Source organism: Nocardia brasiliensis NBRC 14402 (assembly GCF_000308475.2).
Taxonomy (GTDB): Bacteria; Actinomycetota; Actinomycetes; order Mycobacteriales; family Mycobacteriaceae; genus Nocardia; species Nocardia brasiliensis.
Genome location: NZ_BAFT02000053.1, coordinates 1 through 20,292 on the forward strand (window position 1 = coordinate 1; position 20,292 = coordinate 20,292).

Annotated in this window: 19 protein-coding genes, 1 tRNA gene and 1 pseudogene; 16 read left to right on the forward strand and 5 right to left on the reverse strand. The window is 68.7% G+C overall.

The features are described from left to right. The 10 genes and pseudogenes from TY25_RS15970 to TY25_RS16015 all read left to right on the forward strand — a co-directional run. Window positions 1-234: pseudogene (locus TY25_RS15970) on the forward strand (hypothetical protein); the annotation flags it as partial. Between the two features lie 5 nt (window positions 235-239). After that, window positions 240-1,268: a hypothetical protein gene (locus tag TY25_RS15975; protein WP_146154076.1), complete on the forward strand. Its 1,029-nt coding sequence runs from the start codon at window positions 240-242 to the stop codon at window positions 1,266-1,268. A 58-nt stretch (window positions 1,269-1,326) separates the two neighbouring features. Then, a complete protein-coding gene (locus TY25_RS15980) occupies window positions 1,327-2,145 on the forward strand; it encodes a hypothetical protein (protein WP_042257022.1) in 819 nt (272 codons plus the stop codon). A gap of 21 nt (window positions 2,146-2,166) precedes the next feature. Then, window positions 2,167-3,075, forward strand: a complete 909-nt coding sequence (locus TY25_RS15985) for a hypothetical protein (RefSeq protein WP_042257024.1) — start codon at window positions 2,167-2,169, stop codon at window positions 3,073-3,075. A 52-nt stretch (window positions 3,076-3,127) separates the two neighbouring features. Next, window positions 3,128-4,081, forward strand: coding sequence for a DUF2157 domain-containing protein (locus TY25_RS15990; RefSeq protein WP_042257026.1), 954 nt, complete (start codon window positions 3,128-3,130; stop codon window positions 4,079-4,081). A 116-nt stretch (window positions 4,082-4,197) separates the two neighbouring features. Continuing rightward, the gene (locus tag TY25_RS15995; RefSeq protein ID WP_029902967.1) at window positions 4,198-5,697 is read left to right on the forward strand and encodes a CoA-acylating methylmalonate-semialdehyde dehydrogenase; all 1,500 of its coding nucleotides are present in this window, start codon (window positions 4,198-4,200) and stop codon (window positions 5,695-5,697) included. A 1-nt stretch (window position 5,698) separates the two neighbouring features. Next, window positions 5,699-6,838 (forward strand): acyl-CoA dehydrogenase family protein, encoded by a 1,140-nt coding sequence (locus tag TY25_RS16000; protein WP_042257027.1) that lies wholly within the window; start codon window positions 5,699-5,701, stop codon window positions 6,836-6,838. After that, the gene (locus TY25_RS16005) at window positions 6,835-7,902 is read left to right on the forward strand and encodes an enoyl-CoA hydratase/isomerase family protein (protein ID WP_042257028.1); all 1,068 of its coding nucleotides are present in this window, start codon (window positions 6,835-6,837) and stop codon (window positions 7,900-7,902) included. The genes TY25_RS16000 and TY25_RS16005 overlap by 4 nt, the downstream gene beginning before the upstream one ends. After that, the gene (gene mmsB, locus TY25_RS16010; RefSeq protein ID WP_042257030.1) at window positions 7,895-8,788 is read left to right on the forward strand and encodes a 3-hydroxyisobutyrate dehydrogenase; all 894 of its coding nucleotides are present in this window, start codon (window positions 7,895-7,897) and stop codon (window positions 8,786-8,788) included. The genes TY25_RS16005 and mmsB overlap by 8 nt, the downstream gene beginning before the upstream one ends. Continuing rightward, the gene (locus tag TY25_RS16015; protein ID WP_042257031.1) at window positions 8,788-9,564 is read left to right on the forward strand and encodes an enoyl-CoA hydratase; all 777 of its coding nucleotides are present in this window, start codon (window positions 8,788-8,790) and stop codon (window positions 9,562-9,564) included. Before mmsB ends, TY25_RS16015 begins: the two co-directional genes overlap by 1 nt. 78 nt (window positions 9,565-9,642) lie before the next feature. Here TY25_RS16015 and TY25_RS16020 read toward each other — a convergent pair whose 3' ends face one another. Both TY25_RS16020 and TY25_RS16025 read right to left on the reverse strand, forming a co-directional pair. Further along, entirely contained in the window at window positions 9,643-10,701 is a 1,059-nt protein-coding gene (locus tag TY25_RS16020) for an Hsp70 family protein (protein ID WP_042257033.1), read from the reverse strand. 126 nt (window positions 10,702-10,827) lie between these two features. Beyond that, window positions 10,828-11,379, reverse strand: a complete 552-nt coding sequence (locus TY25_RS16025; protein WP_042257035.1) for a MarR family winged helix-turn-helix transcriptional regulator — start codon at window positions 11,377-11,379, stop codon at window positions 10,828-10,830. A 150-nt stretch (window positions 11,380-11,529) separates the two neighbouring features. On the opposite strand from TY25_RS16025, the gene TY25_RS16030 reads away from it, so the two are divergent. Beyond that, window positions 11,530-11,604 (forward strand) — tRNA-Cys (locus TY25_RS16030). A gap of 137 nt (window positions 11,605-11,741) precedes the next feature. Here TY25_RS16030 and TY25_RS16035 read toward each other — a convergent pair. Continuing rightward, a complete protein-coding gene (locus TY25_RS16035; RefSeq protein WP_042257037.1) occupies window positions 11,742-13,151 on the reverse strand; it encodes a metallophosphoesterase family protein in 1,410 nt (469 codons plus the stop codon). A gap of 16 nt (window positions 13,152-13,167) precedes the next feature. Next, complete coding sequence (locus tag TY25_RS16040) at window positions 13,168-13,737, reverse strand: Rv0361 family membrane protein (RefSeq protein WP_052383005.1); 570 nt, start codon at window positions 13,735-13,737, stop codon at window positions 13,168-13,170. A 282-nt stretch (window positions 13,738-14,019) separates the two neighbouring features. On the opposite strand from TY25_RS16040, the gene TY25_RS16045 reads away from it, so the two are divergent. The 4 genes from TY25_RS16045 (at window position 14,020) to TY25_RS16060 (ending at window position 17,959) form a co-directional block, all read left to right on the forward strand. Further along, complete coding sequence (locus TY25_RS16045; protein WP_042257039.1) at window positions 14,020-14,376, forward strand: hypothetical protein; 357 nt, start codon at window positions 14,020-14,022, stop codon at window positions 14,374-14,376. An 84-nt stretch (window positions 14,377-14,460) separates the two neighbouring features. Continuing rightward, window positions 14,461-15,276, forward strand: a complete 816-nt coding sequence (locus tag TY25_RS16050) for a CPBP family intramembrane glutamic endopeptidase (RefSeq protein ID WP_042257040.1) — start codon at window positions 14,461-14,463, stop codon at window positions 15,274-15,276. Between the two features lie 92 nt (window positions 15,277-15,368). Next, on the forward strand, window positions 15,369-16,868 hold the full coding sequence (locus TY25_RS16055) for a flavin-containing monooxygenase (protein ID WP_226887055.1): 1,500 nt from the start codon (window positions 15,369-15,371) through the stop codon (window positions 16,866-16,868). An 80-nt stretch (window positions 16,869-16,948) separates the two neighbouring features. Beyond that, window positions 16,949-17,959: a hypothetical protein gene (locus tag TY25_RS16060; protein ID WP_042257041.1), complete on the forward strand. Its 1,011-nt coding sequence runs from the start codon at window positions 16,949-16,951 to the stop codon at window positions 17,957-17,959. Between the two features lie 10 nt (window positions 17,960-17,969). Here the strand turns inward: TY25_RS16060 and TY25_RS16065 are convergent, their stop codons facing one another. Then, window positions 17,970-18,653: a hypothetical protein gene (locus TY25_RS16065; protein ID WP_042257042.1), complete on the reverse strand. Its 684-nt coding sequence runs from the start codon at window positions 18,651-18,653 to the stop codon at window positions 17,970-17,972. Window positions 18,654-18,965: 312 nt separating this feature from the next. On the opposite strand from TY25_RS16065, the gene TY25_RS16070 reads away from it, so the two are divergent. Then, window positions 18,966-20,141 carry a beta-ketoacyl synthase N-terminal-like domain-containing protein gene (locus tag TY25_RS16070; RefSeq protein WP_042257044.1) on the forward strand — a complete coding sequence of 392 codons (1,176 nt, stop codon included), beginning with the start codon at window positions 18,966-18,968 and terminating at the stop codon, window positions 20,139-20,141. Window positions 20,142-20,292 lie beyond the last annotated feature (151 nt).

Below are 20,292 nucleotides of genomic sequence, written 5' to 3' on the forward strand. Positions count from 1 at the left end.
GCTCCGGCCGCCCCGCCGGCGGATGCCCCCGCGCCGCCCGCCGCCACCGTTCCGGTCGTGCACGATGACACGCAGGCCGCGCGCACCGACCCGGTGCTGGCCAGCAAGACGGTCGCGGTACCGCACGAGCGGAACACTCCGGCGTGGGTGGTGCCGACGCTGTTCGTCGCCGCGATCGTGGCGACCGCGGTGTTCACCAACGCGGACCGGATCGTCCGTCGGCAACGACAGTGACCGCCGTGTCGGGGCTGCCCGCCTATTCCGAGTTCGTCTCGAACCCGGAACCCGCACCTCCGCGACCCGGGAAGCGATGGCCGTTCGTCGTTCTCGTGGTCCTGGGCGCGGTGCTGGTGCTGGCCCCGATCGTCACCGGCATGTTTCCCCGAGCGGTCAAGGGCGAGGCGATGATCGACGCGTTCGAGCCCTATATGACCCGCTCCAGCCTCGACGGCTACCAGCACGATCTGCAGGTGCTGGCGGACGCGCGCACGAACGTGGTGACCTTGCAGCAGCGTGGGCAACAGCCGGGTACCTACGACCGGGTCGAGCAGTTCGTCCGGGACTATCCGGAGATTCGCGCGCACATGTCCGGGATGCTCGGCGCGATCGATGACAACCGGCAGAACTACGAAAAGCTCTCCTCGGTCATACCTTTCGGCACGCTGCCGTGGTTGCTGGCGTTGCCGGGCGCGGTGCTCGTGGCCGCGGGCGTGTTCGGCTACCGGCGGGCGAAGGAGGGGGAGCGGGTGCTCGTCTGGCGTTCGCTCGCGGGACTCGCGGCGCTCGGGCTGATCGCGACATCGGCGTTCGGCGGGTTGTTCCCGGCTGCTCCGGCGGGACAACCCCTGATCGATGATCTGCGCCCGATTCTCACCCATGACGAGGTCCGGCAGTTGCAGGGCTATTTCGTCACGCTGGTGGCCGCGGACGGTGAATTGAACAGCCGATACACCGTCGCGGTGCGGAACGCGCACCCCGACGCGGAGCTCACCGGCATCACCACGCTGGAGGCGCAGTGGCAGCCGATGACCTCACGTTTCGCGGCCCTGATCGGGGCGATGAACGACAACGTCCGCAACTTCGACGCCGTTGTCGCGCTGAACGACTCGACGCGCCCGATGGGTTTCGGCGCGTTGCGCGGTCTCGGCTATTTCTACCTCGTGCCCGGCGCGCTCGCGCTGGCGGGCACCGGAGTGCAGCTGCCGCGCGGACGGCACGGCGGGGCGGGACCTACGCCGTCGGATTCGCCGGGCGGCCAGGCGAAATGAGTATTCGTCCCACAGTCGATCGGCCCACCGTGGTCGAAAGCTCAGGAGGCAAGCCGGTATGAGCCTGCGAAAGACGTTCGCACTGGCGGCCTTTGCCGCGCTGGTGCTGGTGGTTCCGGGCTGTTCCGGTGGTGGCGACGACGATCCCGCGCCGAGCGGGCCCGAGCAGCTGGTCGGATTGCTGCGTTTCACACCGGGTTCGGTGTCGGGCGACGAGGTGGCAGGCACCTGGTTCCGGATGGTCCAGCCGGGCGGTACCCCGGAGAAGGGGCCCTATATGCCCAACGGTGATTCACCGGCCCAGGGCGGTTCGACCACGCTGCTCGAACCCGGCACGGCCGGCGGGCTGCGCATCGGCGGATATCAGAGCGAGCCGAACCCTGGTTTCGCGCAGGGTAATTCGCTGTCCGCGTCGATCACCAAGCCGACCAAGTTCTTCGCGGTCGAGTTCGGCATCTCGACCAACCCGGTGGACCCGCAGACGCAGCGCCGGGTGCCGCCGCCGACCGTGACCGACGACGGCGGCACCCTGACCGCCGACCTGTCGTCCTGGGCGGCCTCGTGGAACGACCAGGAGTTCAACCAGGGCGCGCCGAAGCCGCCGGAGAAGCAGGACGCCCAGGTCGCGGGCGCCGAGCAGGTGCAGAAGGTGTGGGACTGGGTCGCCAAGCAATGGTTCGACAAGCCCAAATCCGATGCTGCGCAGGGGCCGTCGGCGACCGGCAGCTATGACCGCAAGTCTCGCAAGTTCACCCTGCAATGGACCAGCTTGATCGTCGGCGGGCCGTTCAACGGCTTCACCGGCGTGTGGCATCTGGAGGGCGTGTTCGAACCCGACGCCGCCGCGCCGGCCGCGCCGACACCCTCGGCCAAATAGACATCGAAGGAGTTCCGCCCGATGAGTTCTCGCACGACGACCCGGCCCGCGCTCACCGTGGCCATCCGCGCGGTGGCCGCGCTGACCGTGATCGGCAGCGCCGTCGCGGTCACCGCGTTGACCGTTCGCACCGACGACGACGTCACCACCGTGGTGGTCACCCAGGAGCAGGCGGTCGCGGCTGCCCGGCACGCCGCACCGGTCACTCCGGCGCCTGCGGCGGCAGCTCCGGCACTGGCCGCGCCGGGTCCGGCGGCACCGCCCGCGGCGGCACCCGCTGCCGCGGTCCCGCTGGGTTCGGGTGGTGTGCCTGCCGCGGTCTCGATCAACCCGGGTGCCGGAGCCCCCAATGCCGGTGCGGCCCCGAACAGTTCGGTGCCCCTCGGTACGGGCAATGCCCCGAACGGTTCGGTGCCGCTCGGTGCCGCCGATCCGTTCGCGTCCGCGCCGGTCGCGACGCAGCCGCCGTGCCCGCTCGGCTGGCCCGCCCCCGAACAGCAGGGTGGACTCGCCTCGCTGATCGGGCTTGCGCCGCTGGCCGGCCCGTTCTCCTCGGAGGCGTTCGCGCTCGGCTCGGTCTACCAGCCCGTCTTGCAGCTGGCCGGTCCGGTGCTGGCCGAGATCGCGCCGGTGATCGCGCAGTACCAACCGGTGATCGACCCGATCATCACTCAGGTGCAAGGCGTAGAAGCCGTTGTCCTGCAAGCGATCCTGCCCTACTACGGGCCATATCGCGGACAGTTGATCGCCGCGGAGGGTGAACTGGCCAAGGTGCTGACTCCGATCCTCAACCGGGTCTACAACAGCGAGATCGCCTCCTGCTTAGTCGCGTGGCAGGGCCAGATCATCGACCAGGCCAAGGGCGGCCGGATCACCGTCGCGTCGCTGGCGCATCCCGGCACCGTCGTGGAACTCGGTCCCGAATCCTGAGGACCACCGCTGATCCGGCCTCGGCCCCGCGGAATCCGGACATAATATGCGGATGGCGAGAGCCCGGCAGGCGGCCTTGCGGAGGCTGGTCACCGACGGCGTGCTGACCGAAGCGCAGTACGCCGCGGTCGTGGCCGCGCTGGCGGCGCGGGAACAGCGCCCGCCGGGCAAGGTGGTGGCCGAGATCGCCGCATATATCGGCGCCGGGCTGGTGTTCGGCGGGATCGCGTTGGTGATCGGGTCGTCCTGGGACGATCTCGCGCGGGCCGGGCAGGTCGCGGTGCTCTTCGCGGTCTCGCTCGGGCTGGTGCTCGGCGCCGTGGCCGTGGTCGGCGGCCCCGCGCGGATGTTCGGCCGGGCCGAGTCCGGTTCGCGGGTGCGGCTCGCGTCGGCCTTGCTCGCGCTCGCCGCCGGGTCAGTGGCCGGGATGGTCGGAACCGCCCTGGACCACAGCTCTGCCGATGCCGGGGCTTGGGCCGTGCTCGCCGGTCTGGTGACCGCGGTGCTCGGCTATATCGCCGTTCCGGCGGTGCTCGGCATGCTCGCCTGCGGGGTGTGCAGTGCCGCGGCGGTGCCCGGCCTGCTCGGTGATCTGGCGGGCGCCACCGATATCTGGGTCGGGTTCGGCCTGCTCGCCGTGGCGGGAATCTGGTTCGCGCTCACCGGGTTCGACGTCTTTGTCGAAACCTGGCTCGGCTATGCGATCGCGGTGGCGATCGCGTTGCTCGGCGCGGTGGTCGTCGAGGCGGACGGCAGGCCGTGGGCGTTCCTGCTGAGCGTGCTGGTGGCCGGCGTCTGTTTCGGGTTGTTCGCGCAGCGGCGCTCGACGGTGCTCGTGGTCGGCGGCGCGCTCGCGGTCGCGCTCGCGGCGGGTCAGGCGGTCACCGAACTGACCGACAACCCGCTGGCTGTCGCGGTGACCGTGCTGGCGATCGGCACCCTGGTCCTCGGTGGCGGCGCGTTCGTGCTCACCCGTGGCTCCAAGGACGAGCCGCCCGTGTCCTGAGTGAGCGCTCGACCGGGTGTGGTTCGTCACACTCGGAAAAAGCATGGACGTCCAACTATAGGATGACCGCATACCGCACGCGCGGTGTCATGGTCGGCTACCAGGACAGGACTGGCATGGTTCGCGAACTCACTCACTTCATCGGCGGGCAACACGTAGCGGGCACCTCCGGCAGGTTCGGCGATGTCTACGACCCGAACCTCGGCCAGGTGCAGGCCAGGGTGCCGCTGGCGAGCAAGGACGAGGTCGCCGCGGTCGTCGCGAACGCCGAAGCGGCGCAACGGGTGTGGGCCGCGTTCAATCCGCAGAAGCGGGCCAGGGTGCTGATGAAGTTCCTGACCCTGGTGCAGGACGACATGGACAACCTGGCCGCGCTGCTCTCCGCCGAGCACGGCAAGACCATCGCCGACGCGAAGGGCGACATCCAGCGCGGTCTCGAGGTCATCGAGTTCGCGACCGGCATCCCGCACCTGCTCAAGGGCGAGTACACCGAGAGCGCGGGCACCGGCATCGACGTCTACTCGATGCGTCAGCCGCTCGGCGTCGTCGCGGGCATCACCCCCTTCAACTTCCCGGCGATGATCCCGCTGTGGAAGGCGGGCCCGGCGCTGGCCACCGGCAACGCGTTCGTGCTCAAGCCCTCCGAGCGCGATCCCTCGGTGCCGCTGCGGCTGGCCGAGTTGTTCCTCGAGGCGGGCCTGCCCGCGGGTGTGTTCAACGTCGTCAACGGCGACAAGGAAGCGGTCGACGCGCTGCTGCACGATCCGCGGATCAAGGCCGTTGGCTTCGTCGGCTCCACCCCGATCGCCCAGTACATCTACGAGACCGCGACCGCGAACGGCAAGCGCGCCCAGTGTTTCGGCGGCGCGAAGAACCACGCGATCGTCATGCCGGACGCCGACCTCGACGACGTCGCGGACCAATTGATCGGCGCCGGTTACGGTTCCGCGGGCGAGCGCTGCATGGCCATCTCGGTCGCGGTGCCGGTGGGACAGGAGACCGCGGATCGCCTGCTCGCCAAGCTGACCGAGCGGGTGCACAAGCTCAACATCGGACGGTCCGACGATCCGGGCGCCGACTACGGCCCGCTGGTCGGCAAGGACGGCGTGGACCGGGTGCACAACTACGTCCAGATCGGCATCGATGAGGGGGCCGAGCTGGTGGTCGACGGGCGCGGCGTGACCGTTCCCGGCGCCGAGGACGGCTACTTCGTCGGCGCGACGCTGTTCGACAACGTGACGCCGGAGATGCGGATCTACAAAGAAGAGATTTTCGGTCCGGTGCTGAGCGTGGTGCGCGCCAAGGACTACGAAGAGGGTCTGCGGCTGGCCAACGAGCACGAATACGGTAACGGCGTCGCGATTTTCACTCGCGACGGCGACACCGCCCGCGATTTCGCCGCCCGCGTGCAGGTCGGCATGGTCGGCATCAACGTGCCGATCCCGGTGCCGATCGCGTACTACACCTTCGGCGGTTGGAAGCGTTCCGGCTTCGGCGACCTGAACCAGCACGGCCCGGACTCGATCCGCTTCTACACCAAGACCAAGACCGTCACGCAGCGCTGGCCTTCGGGTTTGAAGGAGAGCAACGCCTTCGTGATCCCCACGATGGACTGACATGTTCATCCTCGACGACGACGAGAAGGCGATCCGCGACACCGCGCGCGGTTTCGCCGACGAGTTCCTCGCGCCGAACGCGCTGGAATGGGATGAGCAGAAGCACTTTCCGATCGACGTGCTGCGCAAGGCGGGCCCGCTCGGCCTGGGCGGTATCTACGTGCGCGAGGACGTGGGCGGTTCGGGCCTGCGCAGGCTCGACGCCGTGCGGATCTTCGAGCAGCTCGCGACGGGGTGCCCGGCCATCGCCGCCTATATCTCCATCCACAACATGGCGACCTGGATGATCGACCGCTACGGCGATGCCACACAGCGTGATCGGTGGCTGCCGCGGTTGACTTCGATGGAGCTGCTGGCCAGCTACGCGCTGACCGAACCAGGCGTCGGCTCGGACGCGGCGGCCTTGAGCACCAAGGCCGTTCGCGACGGTGACGACTACATCTTCAACGGCGCAAAGCAATTCATCTCCGGCGCGGGCGCCACGGACGTCTACGTGGTGATGGCGCGGACCGGCGCCGACGGCGCACGCGGTATCTCGGCGTTCATCGTGGCCGCCGATACGCCCGGAGTTTCCTTCGGCGCCAACGAGAAGAAGATGGGCTGGAACGCTCAGCCCACCCGTCAGGTGATCTTCGAGGACGCCAGGGTGCCCGCGGCGAACCTGCTCGGCGCCGAGGGCGACGGCTTCCGGATCGCCATGAACGGCCTCAACGGCGGGCGGCTGAACATCGCCGCCTGCTCGGTCGGCGGCGCCCAAGCGGCACTGGACAAGACGGTGCCGTATCTGGCCGAGCGGCACGCGTTCGGCAAGCCGCTGCTGAAGAACGACGCGCTGCGGTTCCAGCTCGCCGATATGCGTACCGAATTGGAGGCGGCCCGCACCCTGCTGTGGCGGGCGGCGGCCGCGCTCGACGCGGACGCGCCGGACAAGGTCGAGCTGTGCGCCATGGCGAAGCGGTTCGCCACCGACACCGGTTTCGAGGTGGCCAACAAGGCGTTGCAACTGCACGGCGGCTACGGCTACCTCGCCGAATACGGTGTGGAGAAGATTGTCCGGGATCTGCGGGTACATCAGATCCTGGAAGGGACCAACGAGATCATGCGGGTGGTCGTCGCCCGTGCGGTGGAAGGAGCGGCATGACCGACGCGGCTGAGCCCGAGGTCCGCATCGAGCAGCAGGACGGCCTGGGACTGATCACGCTGAACCGGCCCAAAGCCATCAACGCGCTGAATCATTCGATGACACTGGCGATCACCGAGGCGTTGCGCGCCTGGGCGGACGACGACGCCGTCCGGACCGTCGTGCTCACCGGCGCGGGGGAGCGCGGTCTGTGCGCGGGCGGCGATATCGTCGCGATCCACACCGACGCCACCGGCGGTGCGGTCGGCCCCGATTCGCCGACCGGGCGTTTCTGGCGGGACGAATACCTGCTCAACGCGCTGATCGGCCGGTACCCGAAGCCCTACGTGGTGGTGATGGACGGCATCGTGATGGGCGGCGGGGTCGGGCTGTCCGGCCACGGCAGCCACCGCATCGTCACCGAGCGGTCCAAGATCGGCATGCCCGAGGTGGGCATCGGGTTCGTGCCCGATGTCGGCGGTACCTACCTGCTCGCGCGCAGCCCCGGCGAGATCGGCACGCACGTCGCGCTGACCACCGCGCGGATGGACGCGGGCGACGCGATCGCGGCGGGTTTCGCCGACTACTTCGTCGCCACCGAACACCTGCCCGCGCTGCTGGAGACGTTGCGCACCGAGGCCGTCGAGGTCGCGATCGCCAAATTCGCCACGGGTGCACCGGAATCCGGTCTGCTCGCGCAGCGCGGGTGGATCGACGCCTGCTACGGCGCGGACACCGTCGAGGAGATCGTCGCGCGGCTCCAGGCGCACGAGGCGCCGGAAGCAGGCCGGGCGGCGGCCGACATTCTCACGAAATCGCCTGTCGCGCTGAAGGTCGCGTTACGGTCGTTGCGGTCGGCGGGTGCCGCGCCGAGCCTGGAGGTGGTGCTGAACGAGGAGTATCGGGTCTCCATCGCGGCCCTGGCCTCGCACGACCTGGTGGAGGGCATCCGCGCGCAAGTGATCGACAAGGACCGTGCCCCGCAGTGGTCGCCGGCGACCCTCGCCGACGTCAGCGCCGCGCAGGTCGACGCATACTTCGCCGAATTGGGCGATCAGGAACTGGGTTTGGTGAGCAATGACTGAAAAGATCGGATTCCTCGGGCTCGGCCACATGGGTGCGCCGATGGCGGCGAACCTGGTGAAAGCCGGCTACGAGGTACTGGCCTACGACCCGGTACCCGCCGCGCGGGAGCAGGCCGCGAAGGACGGGGCGACCGTCGTCGCCACCGCCGTCGAGGCGGCGGAGGCGGGCGTGGTGATCACCATGCTGCCGAACGGGCGGCTGGTGCTCGACGTGTACGCGGAGATCCTGCCCGCCGCGAAGCCGGGCACCCTGTTCATCGACTGTTCGACGATCGACGTGGCCGACGCGAAGTCCGCGGCCGTCCTCGCGATCGGCGCGGGGCACCGGGCGCTGGACGCCCCGGTTTCCGGCGGCGTCGCCGGTGCGGCGGCGGGCACCCTCACCTTCATGGTCGGCGGTGCCGCCGACGATTTCGCCACCGCGTTGCCGGTGCTCGAGGTGATGGGCGGCAAGGTCGTGCACTGCGGCGGCTCCGGGGTCGGGCAGGCCGCCAAGATCTGCAACAACATGCTGCTCGGCATCTCGATGATCGGCCTGTCCGAGGCCCTGGTGCTCGGTGAGCAGTTGGGCCTGACCCACCAGTCCTTCTTCGACGTCGTCTCCACCGCATCCGGCCAGAGCTGGGCCCTGACCTCCTACTGCCCGGTCCCCGGCCCGGTGCCGACCAGCCCGGCCAACAACGACTACCGGCCCGGCTTCGCCACCGCGCTGATGACCAAGGACCTCGGCCTCGCCGCGAACGCGCTGCGCGAGAACGGCATCGAGGGCCGGCTCGGCCTGCTCGCCGCCGAGATCTACGAGCGGTTCAACCAGTCGTCGGGCGACCTGGACTTCTCCGCTATCGTCACCGATATTCGTAGCCGTTCTGAGCGAGAAGGTGCCTAGTGAGCGATTTCGAGACGATCCTGCTGGAGCGCAAGGGGCGGGTCGGCTGGATCACGTTGAACCGGCCGAAGGCGCTCAACGCGTTGAACGCGCAAGTCCTCGACGATGTCATCGCCGCGCTGGACGAACTGGAGCGCGACGCGGAGATCGGGTCCGTCGTCATCACCGGATCGGAGCGCGCCTTCGCGGCGGGCGCAGATATCAAGGAGATGCAGCCCAAGTCGTACATGGACATGTTCCTCAACGACTACTTCGCCCGCTGGGACCGGCTCGCGGAATTCCGCAAGCCGACCATCGCCGCGGTCGCCGGGTACGCCCTGGGCGGCGGCTGTGAGCTGGCGATGATCTGCGACATCCTGATCGCGGCCGACACCGCCAAGTTCGGGCAGCCGGAGATCAAGCTCGGTGTCATCCCCGGTATCGGCGGCTCGCAGCGGCTGACCCGCGCGGTCGGTAAGGCCAAGGCGATGGATCTGGTGCTCACCGGGCGCAATATGGACGCCGAAGAGGCCGAGCGCGCCGGCCTGGTGTCTCGCATCGTGCCCGCCGCGGAGCTGCTGGACACCGCGCTCGAGGTCGCCGAGACGATCGCGTCGATGTCGTTGCCGGTCACCATGATTGCGAAGGAGGCGGTCAACCGCTCCTTCGAAACCACCCTCGCGGAAGGCCTGCGTTTCGAGCGCCGCGTCTTCCATTCGCTGTTCGCCATCGAGGATCAGAAGGAAGGCATGACCGCCTTCGTCGAGAAGCGCCCCGCGAAGTTCACCAACCGCTGATCGGTCGTCCGCCCGCCCGCGATCCGGGTGGGCGGACCGCGGTCCGGACAGAATGCCTGTCCACTTAGTGGGTTCGGGTCAGCCGAAGTCGGACGGCGACGGACCGATGATCTCCGCGGGTGTCGGCGTGTTGCCGTCGCTCGGTTCGGCCGAACTCCTGTCCATGGCAAGGATTCCCGCGATGGTCGCGCCGAGCGCCGCGGTGACCGCGACGGCGGCGATGAGCTTGCGGCGGTCGACCGGGCCGTGCACCAGCGACGCGGACAGGGCCGCACCCGTGCGCGCTCGCGCCATCCGCACCTCCCCGCCGTGGCGTTCGGCCGCCAGCAGCACTGCGCCGCGCGCCGAGACGTAATCCGGTTCGGGGTCGTAGATGATCGGCAGGTCGATCAGTTCGGCCAGCTCGTCGCGGATGTTCGGGTTGCGGGTGCAGCCGCCGAGCAGCACGAGCGCCTCGGGCCGGACCCCGCTCTCCTCGATCAGCTGGCGCACGAACGACGCCGAGTGATGGATGCTCGCCGAGCACAGCTCCGCCAGGTCGCTGCGGGTCACCACCTCGCGGCCGCCGGAGATCGGGTCGATCGCGGTGACCACCCGCTCGCTGCTCAACGCCTCCCGATGCCTGCGGCTGGTGAGCTTGTCGGTGAGCACGCCGCCGCGGGCGAGTTGCCAGCGCAGCAGCGCATCGTAGCCGTCACCGCCGAGCACGGTGCTGCGTTTGCCCGCCAGGATGGTGTCGGTGCGGCAATCGGCGTGGGTGATGGTGAGACCGGAACTGCCGAGGTCGTACAGCAGTACCGAGCCGCTGTCCGGCAGTTGCCCGGTGAACCGGAGGTAGCGCAGCTGGGCCAGCGGTTCGTCGACGATGGTGAGCCCGCTGCGGCCCGCGCTGGCGCGGATGGCCTCGGAGTGCATGGTGCAGCGACAGGTCACGGCCGTGCCGGTGACCAGCTCGTCGCGCCGATCGGCGGCGCCGCGCATCTGCCGGATGGCCTCGAGCACCGGCTCGTCGATGCCGCCGCCCGGGCGGCGCAGTACCTGGCAACGATCGATGGGCGGGAGGTGTGGCTGATCGGAATGCGTCAGCATCGCGCGTGCGCCACCAGCGCCCGCCGATACCCCCAAGACCAGCACCATGATTTACATGGTGGACCTTTTCCGCGCCGCTGCCAAGGCGACAGGGCGAGAAATTCGCTAGTTGGATGCCGGACCGTTACTGCACCGCCAAGTGCGGGGTGTATCGGACCGTCCAGTTGTGTCCGGTTATTCGGGTCCAGTCGCGGACCAGTGCGCCTGCGCCGCGCCGGTGTCGAAGTCGCCCGCGGCGTGTCGGAATTCCGCGAGCAGCTGGAGCAGGGTGTGCAGCCGATCGGGTGCCAGGCCGGGCAGCGCGAAGACTCTGGCGTTCAGTTCCTCGGTCGCCTGCGCGACCAATTCCCTTCCAGCGGCGGTGATCTCGATGAGCGTGGCGCGCCGGTCGGTGGGGTGCGGCACCCGCTCGACCAGCTGCGCCGCCTCCAGGCGATCGACGGTGTTGGTGACGCTGGTGGGGTGCACCTGCAGCCGCGCGCTGGCCTTCGCCATCGGCAGCGCACCGGTCTTGCTGAAGCTCAGCAGCATGAGCAATTCATAGCGGGAGAAGGTCAAACCGGTTGGTTTCAGTGCCTCGTCGACCCGTGCCATGACGATTTGCTGGGCTCGGACCAGCGAGGTCACCGCGGCCATACCGTCGGCGACATCCCCCCAGCCGTGGTCGACCCATTGGCGATGGGCCTCCTCGATCGGGTCGAGCGGCAAAGGACGTGGCCGGGACATGCCCTGATCATTCCATGGGGCCGGGTGGTGATCGGGGACATCCACGGGCACTGTGGATCACAGTGTTCTTCGAATCAGACCGTGCTCTTCGAATCAGAGTGAGCACAAGGGTGTGGCCGGAGACCCGCGCCCGGCACTATCAATCACGAGGCGGGCGTGGCTGAGTGGTTGAGGCAACGGTCTGCAAAGCCGTTTACGCGGGTTCAATTCCCGCCGCTCGCTCCAAGCAGGGCTCGAGGTCGTCGATCGAGCGGCGCTCGGCGCGGTGTACGCCACCGCCGCGCCGAGCAGCTCGGGCGATGCCCGGCGCTCGTTGCTCGGTGCCCGCTCGGCGCGGTCTCGGTCGTGCTATTCCCGGCGAATCAGCCGAGGCCCGAGAAATCGCGTAGCACAACGTGATTGCGGTCGGCGGTGGTGCCGAGGGTGTAATCCGGGAGCAGGCCGAAGTATTCGCCCCGGGTGGTCGCGCTCCAGCGGCGCGCGGCCGCGGTCCGCGTCTTGTAGAAGTTCACCATGTAGCCGCCCTCGTACAGGCGCAGCAGGCTGTAGCCGCCCGGATATTCCTTGACCGCAGCCACTTCCAGGAATTCGACGGCGCACCCGGTATCCGGGCGGGTCCGGCGGTTGCGGTGGGTGTGGCCGCTGTGGTGCAGGAAGACGCCGGGAGTGCGCTCGTAGCTCGCTTGGAGTTCGGCGCTGTCCCGTCCGTTCAGGACGAACCCCGGGCCTGCCAGATTGGTGTAACCGGACTCCCTGGTGACCGGATGGTGGCTGAACACCAGTGTCGGCCGGTCCGGGTCGGCCCGCAGCCGCTCGGTGAACAGGTCGAACTGCGGGCGGTCGATGGTGCCACCGGAGCCGTCGAGCTCGCTGGTGTCCAGGCCGAGCACGCGCAGTCCGCCGATCTCGTGCTCCACGAGTTGCTGGCGCGGTGTGAACGCCTCGGCCCAGCAGTCGTGATGCGCGGCCGGCGCCGGGGTGCAGCCCGCGTAGTCCGGCCCGGTGTGCGGCCGGTCGTGGTTGCCGCGGACCACAAGATAGTCGGTGCCCAGCAGGCCCCAGCCGTCGAGCTGCGCGCGGACCGCGCGCGAATCCGCAAGGGACGCTTCGTCGGTGAGATCGCCCGCGATCAGCAGGTGCGCGGCGTCCCGGTCGGGCCTGCGCAGGTCGTCGAGCAGCGCGGCCAGCATCGCCTCGGGATACGGCGGCACGTCCTGGCGGAAGCCGGGCGGCAGACCCGCGACGAGCAGGCCGCTGACCTCCTCGCCGTAATGGATGTCGTTGGCCAGGGCGATGGTTCGCAGCGGACGTCCGGGCGGCGGCATCAATGTGGTGAATTCACCGGTGATCTCCGGGGTGCCGGGACTCAGTGTGGTCAACGAGAGTGCGGGGATCGCGCGAACACCGTTGGACCACGCCTCGAATCGGTACGCGCGGCCGGGTTCCAGGTCGTCCACTTCGGCGTAGTGGAAGGGCGTCGGCTCCGGGTCGGACCACACCGGAACCGGTGCGCGGGGCGAATCCGCCGGTGCGAGACGTAGTTCCGCGTCCGCGGCGATCGGGGCGAGCCGCCCCGCGGCGTCCGGTGTCAGCGTCGTCCAGGTCACGATCACCGTCCGATCGGTGATCGTGACCACCTCCAGATCGGTGGCGAGAATCGGATTCGATTGGGCCCGAGCCGAACCCGGCCGCGCAGCGCCGACCACCGGCAGCAGTGCCGCGAGGCCCAGCGCGCCGAGCAGGGTGCGCCGGGACGGCCCGCAGCACGTCATGCGGGGCCGCGGCTCGTCAGTTCCGGCCGGAACCCGCGGAGCAGACCTTCCACTTGCCGTCTTCCTTCTTCAGGTGCTCGGTGGTGCTGGTATCGGTGTCCGGCTCCTGGCCGGGCAACTCCAGGGTGAGCTTGCCGGTGATCCGTGCAGTCGCCAGCTCGCCATCGATCTTGATGTCATCGATCTTATCGATGCTGACCGATACCGCGGCGGTGTCGAATTCCTGTTTCTGTTCGGCGGGCAGCGCGTCGAACTCGGCGCGGTCGGCCGCACACGCTTTGGCCGCGGCCGCCGGGAAGCCCTTCTTCTCCAGCGTGTCGTAGAAGTCGTGGATGGCCGACTCGATCCGTTGCGCGTCGGAGGCGAACGGTCCCTTGCCCTGCGCCGTCAGCACCGCCCCGATCACCACCACGCCGCCGAGGGCCAGCAACACCACCGCGATCAACCCGATGACGAGGCCGACCTTGCTTTTCCGGGAGGGCTGCCGCGGGCCGGATGGCCCCGGCGGAGGAGTCGCGGCCTGCGGATAGTGCGGCGGCGGGTAGCCGGTGGGCTGGTCGGGCTGGTGCGGATTCGGATAAGTCATCGGCTCGTCCTCCGTCGGCCCCCCTGGTTCCTGGAAGGTTACGGCAACCGGACGTTCGGGTGCGTGAAAAGAGACGCCGACCGGTGTATCGAGCGGGGGCCCGGGCATGTCGCCGAGCGAGTCGCTGAAGTGTCATCGATCACGAGGTCGCGCGGTTCCGATTAGAGCATCCTGCGCGGGGTTAATCATCAGGGGAGTGTGTTTCCGGTCCGCCGGCGCCCCGCCTATATTGACCGAGCGGGGGACCAACGCTCATCTTCGTTCGTGCAGAGGGAGATTCGGATGCGCAGGGTGCTCTTCATCGGTGCAGGCGCCGGGGTCGGCCTGCTGGCCGCCGCCGGCCTCGCGGGCGCCGATCCAGGGCAGGGTGCGGTGCAGGTCCGGGCGACGACCGGGGCCGATCAACTCGCCGTGGCGGGGGCCGAGGTCGGTATCGCGCCGTGCGGTGCCGCGCCCGCCCCCACCGCGTTGACCACCGGACCCGACGGCACGGTGCGCGCCGACTTGACGCCCGGTTGCTATCAGGTGCGCGTCACCGCACCGCCGTCCGGCTGTTCGGTCCGCGGCGTGGAGTACGTCCAGATGATCGTCTTACCGGGCGTCACCCAAACCGCGCCGTTCCAATTCAGCTGCGCCTGAGGAACTTCTCTATTCGATTGAGTTCGCGTCGACTCCCACTTTCGTAGGACGCGCCGTGCTCATCAGGCGGGATACGGTCGCGGGGTGGGTATTTCCGGTGAAGAATTACGGGCCCGTCCCGCTTTGGTCGCCAGAGCGGGGATTGTTTTCGTCGCGGTGACGGTGTGGTGGTTGGTGCTGTACCACCTGGTGCCGCCCGCCGGGGAATACACCCGTTCGGCGCACAACATGCGCGCCGTGGGCGCGGCGGTGTTCACCGTGCCATTGATTCTGTTCGCTCGAAAGTTTCTCGACCGCATGCCCTTTGCCGAATTGGGATGCTCCTCCGTCGGCCGCGGTGGTCGCGCATTTCTCTTCGGTGCCGCGTGCTGGGGAATTCCGGCTTGGTCGGCGATGGCGGTGATGTTGTGGCTCGGGTGGGCGGATATCACTGTGCGGGAGTCGTTTCCGCGCACCATGCTGGCACTGCTCGGGCTGCTCGTGCTGGTGCTCCTGTACGAGGCCATTCCGGAAGAACTCATCTTTCGCGGGTACTTCTTCGCCAATCTGAACGAACGGTGGTCCACCGCGAGTGCGGTTGTCGGGCAGGCGCTGCTGTTCACGGCGTGGGGTGTGCTCATCGGCGCCGCGGGCTCGGTGGGGCGAGCCGTGCTCTTCTTCAGCTTCTCCCTGGTGCTCGGCGTGCTGCGGTCGGTGACCGGAAACATCATGGCCTGCATGGGCTTCCATGCCGCTTTCCAGGTGACCACCCAGTTCCTCGCGAGCAAGTGGAACTACCTCGAACTACACGACCCCGAGCTGTCCGTGCAGGGTCTGGCCTTCGTCATCCTTCCCTTCCTGGCCACCCCGCTCGTCATGTGGTGGTACCGCAGTCGACGTCCTGTCCCCGTAGTGAGCTAGGCCTGCCGTTCGCCACTCCATTGACATGCTGCCGGGTTCACAATACCGTCAGTATTCGAATACCGAGGGTATCCGACAAAGGAGTTGGGCAAGTGCGTGAGCGTTCGGCAGGGGACAGTGGGGCAGTGGTGACCGCGTCGCGCGCGCCGCGGGTCGTGATCATCGGTGCCGGCGTCTCCGGTATTGCCAGCGCGATCACTTTGCAGCGCAACGGAATCGATGATTTCGTGATCCTGGAGAAGGGGTCCGATGTCGGCGGGGTATGGCATTGGAACCACTATCCCGGGCTGACCTGTGATGTCCCGTCACAGCTGTATCAGTTCGGCTTCGCCCCGAAACCGGACTGGTCGCAGGTCTTCGCCCCCGGCCCGGAAATCCAGCGCTACCTCGCCGACGTTGTCGATCGGTTCGGCCTTCGGCCGCACGTACGCACGAATGCCGAGGTCACGGCGGCGACCTTCACCGGATCGGGCTGGCGGGTCGAGACCGGCGACGGCAACAGCTACGAGGCCGATTTCGTGATCGCCGCCACCGGCGTGCTGCACCATCCGGCCACCCCCGAGCTGCCGGGCCTGGCCGAGTTCACCGGCGACGTGCTGCACACGGCGCGCTGGGACGACTCGGTGCCCACCGACGGCAAGCGCATCGCCGTCATCGGCACCGGATCGACCGGGGTGCAGGTGGTTTCGGCACTGCAGCCGAAGGCGCGCCGGCTCGTCCATTTCGTCCGTAGTCCGCAGTGGGTGATCTGGGCGCCGATGCGGCTGCCGCAACCCGCCGTCGTCGGCGCGGTGCTGGACCGGCTCCCGCAGGTCAATCGCGCGCTGTATCGCGCGGGCATGACCGGTGCGAAGCTGTTCACCGACGTCGTCACGCGGCCGAGCTGGCGGCGTCGTGCGGTGCAGGAGTACGCGCGATTGAGCCTGCGCGTCCAGGTGCGCGACCCGCGACTGCGTGCGCAGCTCACCCCGGACTATCAGCCGCTGTGCAAGCGACAAGTGTTGTCCGGCAGCTACTATCGCGCGCTGCACGCCCGCAACGCCGAGCTGGTCACCGACGCGATCGCGGCCGTGACCCCCACCGGCATCCGCACCGCCGACGGCACCGAGCACGAGTTCGACATGATCGTGCTGGCCACCGGCTTCCAGGCGCACAACTACATGCGGCCGATGAACCTGGCCGGCCGCGACGGGATCGCGATCGACGACGCGTGGGTGAAAGGCCCGCGGGCCTACCGGATGACCGCGGTCCCGGGCTTCCCCAACCTGTTCACCGTGCTCGGACCGAATTCACCGACCGGCTCCATTCCACTGCACCACGCCGCCGAGGTCACCGCCCGCTATATCGTCGCGTGGATCAACCGTTGGCGCACAGGCGAATTCGACACGGTCGAGGTGACCGAGGCCGCCACCGCCCGATTCGAAGCCGAGGTCGGCGCGGCGTTGGAGCCCACGGTGTGGAACACCGGGTGCAATTCCTGGTACTTCACCGAAGGCGGCCACATCGATCTGCTGCCGTTCGACCGCGCCACCATGGAGGCGCTGCTCGCGACCCCCGACGATCGCGATTTCCACCTGCGCAAGGTTTCCTGAGCCCGCCGCCGCTGCCGGGAATCGCGCGTGGTCGGGTGCGTGCGCGGCATCGCGGTGGCCGATCTCGCTAGGCTCTGGGCATGCGGGTACCAGCGGCGTGGGTGGGGGTCGATGTCCTCACGACTCGACTGCGGCGGGAAGCGCGGGTCGCGCGCGACGGGGCGGATTCGCGACTGAGCCGCAGCGACATCATGGTGCACTCGGCCGCGGGCGAGCGCGTGGCGCGGGTGCTGACGCGCTGTGCGAGCATGCTCGGGTTCGACGTCGAGGGCGAGCGGCTGTGGGCCGATATGGTCGCCGACCTCTTCGACGGACCGTACGACGACCGCACCGCCGACGAGGCCGGGATGGCCTTGCGTGCGCACTGGGTGAAGGCGCCCGATGGCATGCCGCTCGGCTTGGTGCTGTGGCTCGCGCCGGGTCCGGTCCTGCCGCGCCCGATCTACAACAGCTGGATCCTGGATCTGGACGCCGTCACCACCAGCAGCGCCGGCGACGACCTGGCGATGCTCGGCACCGACCGGCAGGCCGGCGAACCGCGCCCCATCCGCGATCTGCTCCGGTTCGCCAACGCCGACGACGTACCGCGCTTCCTCGCGCTGTACTGGGATGCGGCGACCGGTACCAAAGGGCTTACTGCCGAAGCGATCTGGTCGATCAACCCACCCGGCGCCCCCGGCTGGGTGCATTTCTGGAGCGCCGCGCACCCCGGCATCGGTCCCACCGCACGATCCGTCTACGGCATGAGCTTGCAACTGGTCCGCCGCCCCGAGCCGGTGGTCGCGACCCTGCGGCACATCGTCCAGTTCACCCGGCACACGCTGATCCTGGTCGACGCCGAACGCCGGATCACGCTGCACACCGAAGGGGTGCTGCGCGAGGAACTGCGCGACAGCAACATCGTCGAACTCCTGGAAGACCTGCAGATCGCCCGGATCGTCTCGGGATCGCAGACCAGCGTCGAGGCCACCGTGACGATCAACGACCGCCGGTACGAGGCCACCGCGTGGCCCCTGCCGAGTGTGCAGTCCAAGCCCGTGCAACCCGCCGCGATCGTGCTCCGGCCGGTCGAGGACGGTGCGGTGAACTGAGCGCGGCGGCTCACCCGAGGCGGCGTGGCTGCCGGGCGGTCCAGAACACGGTCTGCCCGACGCGGGTGATCGACACCTCCGACCACGAACGGCCCAGGGCATAGCGCAGTCCGTCTTCCGCGCCGCGCGCTTCGTCGAACAGCGGGAGCGCCGGGAAATACGCGGCGAGGGTGAGCTCGAGGATTGTCGCGGGGGCCGCGAGAGTGATCGCGCCGAAGAAAACTCCGTTCGCGCCGGTGGTGTCGGCGACCCGTTGGAACGCACATCCCTTTTCCGCCCAGGTGACCGGCAGGCAATTGGTCAGCAAGCTCGCCCCGATCGAATTCGAGCGGTGGCTCAGCGGCAACTCCCGCAGCACGGTCCCGTAATGTGCGCGGCTTTCGGTGCCGCATTTCAGCAGCCGCCGAGCGGCCGCTTCCAGTGCGGGCACGGACCAGTCGTGGAGTTCGACCAGGTGATTCCGGGTGCCGCCGCCCGGAACACGGCCCAGGACGTTCCCGGCGTGCGGGTCGAGATCGAGGCGCACCGCGAACGAGGGCTGTCCGTACTGATCCAAGAGATGCGTTGTCTCACAACGCCATACGGCCTCGTTGGTGCTGCCGAGCACGATGTGATCGAAGAATTGCAGGAGCGCGGGCGTATCCGGGGTGGTGCCGTCGAGTTCTGCTCGGCCGATGCGGCTGACCTGATCCATCAACTGGACTCCAGAAGACACCGGGGCAGCCGGGAGCGCGGCCCCGTTCCAACGGGGGATCTGCTTCCGGGCTCGGGAATCGCTCTCCGGCCGACGCTGACTCGATCATAGCAAGTGCGTCTGTCTGGGCCAGGGGCGCGGAAAGTAGCGGTGTACGGTGGCCGACCTGCGAATGTGCGCCACCGAGCAAACACAATCAGGCGCCTGGCTACCATGCCTGCCGGGCCGTGTTGAATAGATCATAGTTCCACCCATCGGCGGCCTCGGTGCGGTGATCATGACGAATACCGGCTCGCGAAGGAACGATGTGAAATGCCAGGCAAGAACGCTGCTCGAGATCGTGTGGTCATTGCGGGGCTGGGCACGGTCACCGGATATGGCTGGGGGCGTGAGGCGCTGTGGCAGGGACTGCTGAGCGGTAAGCACGCGGCCCGGCCCCAGCCGGGGTTCGGTCCGGATCGGGACACCGACGGATGGGTGGCCCGGATACCGGACGGCGGCGATCCGGAGTTGGGTTCGGTGTACCTGCGATCGGTGCAGGAGTCGGTCCGCGAGGCGGTGGCCGACGCCCGCGCGCGGGGCTGGCGACCGGGCGCCACGGTGGGGCTGCTGCACGCGATCGTGCTCGGCGACACCGACGAGTGGCATGATTTCTACGTCCACGACCACGGCAAACGCCGTTCGCGGGACTTCTTGCGGCTGTTGCCCTCCACGCCCAACTCCAACCTGATGAGCGAGCACGGTTTTCACGGTCCGGCGATGAACGTCACGGCCGCCTGCTCCTCGGCGAACGCCGCGCTCATGACCGCCCAGATGTGGCTGGCGCAAGGCTTCGTCGACGACGTGGTGGTGGTCGCGAGCGACCTGAGCGCGATCCCGGACATCGTCCAGCCCTTCGTGACCTTGGGTGCGGCGGTCACCGACGAGGATCCGCTCATGGCCTGTCGTCCGTTCCAGGAGGGCAGTCGCGGTTTCGGCTTCGGCGAGGCCGCCACGGCGTTCGTGGTGACCGGCGCGGCCGACCGGCCGTACGCGGCGGTGCTGGGCGGCGCCATGACCAACGACGGCTACCACGTCATCTCCGTGGAGCCCTCGCACGAGCAGATCTTCGCCTGCGTGCGGCAGGCGCTGACGGCCGCACGGGTGGACCCGGCGCAGGTGGCCTACCTCAACAGCCACGGTTCCGGCACCCAGCAATGCGATGTTGCCGAAACCGCTTTACTGGCAACTATTTTCGACGATCGCCCGCAGGTGCTGGCCACCAAACCGCTGACCGGCCACTGCCAAGCCGCCTCCGGCGGAGTCGAGGTGGCCGCCACCATCATGGGCTACGAACACGGCCTCATGGTCTCGGCCCCGATCGTCGCCGCCGCCCACCCCCGATTAATCGACGGCGTCATCGACCACACCGGCAACGGCCTCACCATGAAGATCGCCCTCGGCATGGGTGGCAACAACTCGGCCCTGGTGCTCGGCCCGGTCGACTGAACTGCGCGTACACGAGAAGGCCCCCGACCGTGACAGTCGGGGGCCTTCTCGTGGTGCCCTCGGCGGGCGTGCCGAACATGGGAACGGACGACCCGCAGCTGCCGATCTCGACGTATCACGACGCCGGGTCTGCGCATATCCGTCTCGATCA

What these genes read in the sequence shown, in the direction of transcription:
- TY25_RS15980 (WP_042257022.1), top strand. Translation starts at nt 1,327, where the DNA reads ATGAGCCTGCGAAAGACGTTCGCACTGGCGGCCTTTGCCGCGCTGGTG.
- TY25_RS15985 (WP_042257024.1), top strand. Translation starts at nt 2,167, where the DNA reads ATGAGTTCTCGCACGACGACCCGGCCCGCGCTCACCGTGGCCATCCGC.
- TY25_RS15990 (WP_042257026.1), top strand. Translation starts at nt 3,128, where the DNA reads ATGGCGAGAGCCCGGCAGGCGGCCTTGCGGAGGCTGGTCACCGACGGC.
- TY25_RS15995 (WP_029902967.1), top strand. Translation starts at nt 4,198, where the DNA reads ATGGTTCGCGAACTCACTCACTTCATCGGCGGGCAACACGTAGCGGGC.
- TY25_RS16000 (WP_042257027.1), top strand. Translation starts at nt 5,699, where the DNA reads ATGTTCATCCTCGACGACGACGAGAAGGCGATCCGCGACACCGCGCGC.
- TY25_RS16005 (WP_042257028.1), top strand. Translation starts at nt 6,835, where the DNA reads ATGACCGACGCGGCTGAGCCCGAGGTCCGCATCGAGCAGCAGGACGGC.
- mmsB (WP_042257030.1), top strand. Translation starts at nt 7,895, where the DNA reads ATGACTGAAAAGATCGGATTCCTCGGGCTCGGCCACATGGGTGCGCCG.
- TY25_RS16020 (WP_042257033.1), bottom strand. Translation starts at nt 10,701, where the DNA reads ATGGTGCTGGTCTTGGGGGTATCGGCGGGCGCTGGTGGCGCACGCGCG.
- TY25_RS16025 (WP_042257035.1), bottom strand. Translation starts at nt 11,379, where the DNA reads ATGTCCCGGCCACGTCCTTTGCCGCTCGACCCGATCGAGGAGGCCCAT.
- TY25_RS16035 (WP_042257037.1), bottom strand. Translation starts at nt 13,151, where the DNA reads ATGACGTGCTGCGGGCCGTCCCGGCGCACCCTGCTCGGCGCGCTGGGC.
- TY25_RS16040 (WP_052383005.1), bottom strand. Translation starts at nt 13,737, where the DNA reads ATGACTTATCCGAATCCGCACCAGCCCGACCAGCCCACCGGCTACCCG.
- TY25_RS16045 (WP_042257039.1), top strand. Translation starts at nt 14,020, where the DNA reads ATGCGCAGGGTGCTCTTCATCGGTGCAGGCGCCGGGGTCGGCCTGCTG.
- TY25_RS16060 (WP_042257041.1), top strand. Translation starts at nt 16,949, where the DNA reads ATGCGGGTACCAGCGGCGTGGGTGGGGGTCGATGTCCTCACGACTCGA.
- TY25_RS16065 (WP_042257042.1), bottom strand. Translation starts at nt 18,653, where the DNA reads ATGGATCAGGTCAGCCGCATCGGCCGAGCAGAACTCGACGGCACCACC.
- TY25_RS16070 (WP_042257044.1), top strand. Translation starts at nt 18,966, where the DNA reads ATGCCAGGCAAGAACGCTGCTCGAGATCGTGTGGTCATTGCGGGGCTG.